The 1,411-nt window shown below is 70.4% G+C and carries 2 protein-coding genes; both read right to left on the minus strand.

Features of this window, described 5'->3' with window-relative positions; genetic code table 11:
- Positions 1-405: amino acid permease (locus FV222_RS26110; RefSeq protein WP_246685678.1), on the minus strand; the 405-nt coding region annotated here is incomplete at its 3' end.
- A gap of 316 nt (positions 406-721) precedes the next feature.
- The gene (locus FV222_RS26115; protein ID WP_147752371.1) at positions 722-964 is read right to left on the minus strand and encodes a hypothetical protein; all 243 of its coding nucleotides are present in this window, start codon (positions 962-964) and stop codon (positions 722-724) included.
- Between the last annotated feature and the right edge of the window lie 447 nt (positions 965-1,411).

The raw sequence follows: 1,411 nt of genomic DNA on the forward strand, positions 1-1,411 counted from the left end.
GCCGAGGGGCAGCGGCGGCGCCCCCGGCAGGATCGCCTGCGCGTATTGCCCGAACGCCATCGCCGCCAGCGCCACCGGCGCGCTGAACCCGACCGTCGCCGAGAGCCAGCCGGCCATGAACCCGAAGGCCGGCCCGTAGGCGCGCGTCAGGAAGTTGTACTCGCCGCTCGAGCGCGGAAACATCGCGGCAAGCTCGGCGTAGCTGAACGCCCCGCACAAAGCCACGACGCCGCCGACGAACCACAGCAGCAGCAGCGTGAACCCGGACGTGATGTCCACGGCCTGGAAGCCGAGGCTGGTGAAGACGCCGACCCCGACCATGTCGGCGATCACGATCGCCGTCGCCGCCCGGGTCGTGACCGCCGGCGCCGGCTTCGCGGTGGGCGGATCGCCGGCGTCGGACATGGGCGCGATCATCGCCTCGGCGTCGCTCGCGATCAAGCGACATCATCCCGGCGATCCGGTGTTCCCGTCGGCGATGCCGGAGTCCCCTGGCTTAGGCGAGGATCACGACGCCGGCGAAAGGCGGCGACCACGCAGCCTTCGCTGCGCGCCTCGCGGCCCCCGGCTTTGCTGGCCGGCCCCATACCGCGGTGGCGACAAATGCCGAAGGCCGAGGGCGCGACGCTCGCCCCTTCCGCCTTGTTCGACGGGCGCGACCGCATCTCCGTATAGTCTCTATCGGTGATCGCCTTCGCCGGCCTCGGCGCGGACGTGGCGCTCAGCCGGCGTCGAACGTCTCGATGTCGAGGGAGAGGCGGGCGCGCAGGACCACTTTCCGGTTCTCGTCGCGGACCACGGCGAGGTAGTCCTGGCGCTCGGGCACGGCCGTGAAGCCGAGGGCGATCTTCGACATGATCCGCACCAGCTTCTCGCGCGCGGCGTCGGCGTCGGGCAGGTCGAAGCCCTCGGTGTCGCGCACGAAATGCGCGCCGTCATGCAGGTCGATGGTGTAGCGCGGCATTGCGTGCGGTGTCCGTGGGATTTTATCCCACAACGATATGGGATTTGCGCGTCCATGGGAACGACCGTTCGGTCGCAGGCGACCGCGATCGGGGCGTCCGGTGCCAGACGTCCGCAACGAGAACCGAAGGCTCGGTTAGGAAGAAAGATCGTATCAGCGCGATGGACCGGTGAACAGGCGCGAGGACTGATCTCGCCATCACGAAGCGGCGGGTTCGTCACGTCTGGACTGAAACCGCGATCCGGCTCGGCCGTATCCATCGCGGCGTCCCGGTGGCATCGAAGGGGCCCGGGCGGTTGCGCCGCGGCGCCCGCCCCGCGATGGTGGTGCGGCTCGACCGATGGCGGACCTCGCCCATGGACACCCTCTCGCTCGTCCTCGACGCCTTCGCGCCGATCGCCGGGCGCCGCCTCCTCGACGTCGGCTGCGGTCCCGGCGCGATGGCGG

It is taken from the genome of Methylobacterium sp. WL103, from assembly GCF_008039885.1.
In the GTDB taxonomy this organism is placed as follows: Bacteria; Pseudomonadota; Alphaproteobacteria; order Rhizobiales; family Beijerinckiaceae; genus Methylobacterium; species Methylobacterium cerastii.

What these genes read in the sequence shown, in the direction of transcription:
- FV222_RS26115 (WP_147752371.1), bottom strand. Translation starts at nt 964, where the DNA reads ATGCCGCGCTACACCATCGACCTGCATGACGGCGCGCATTTCGTGCGC.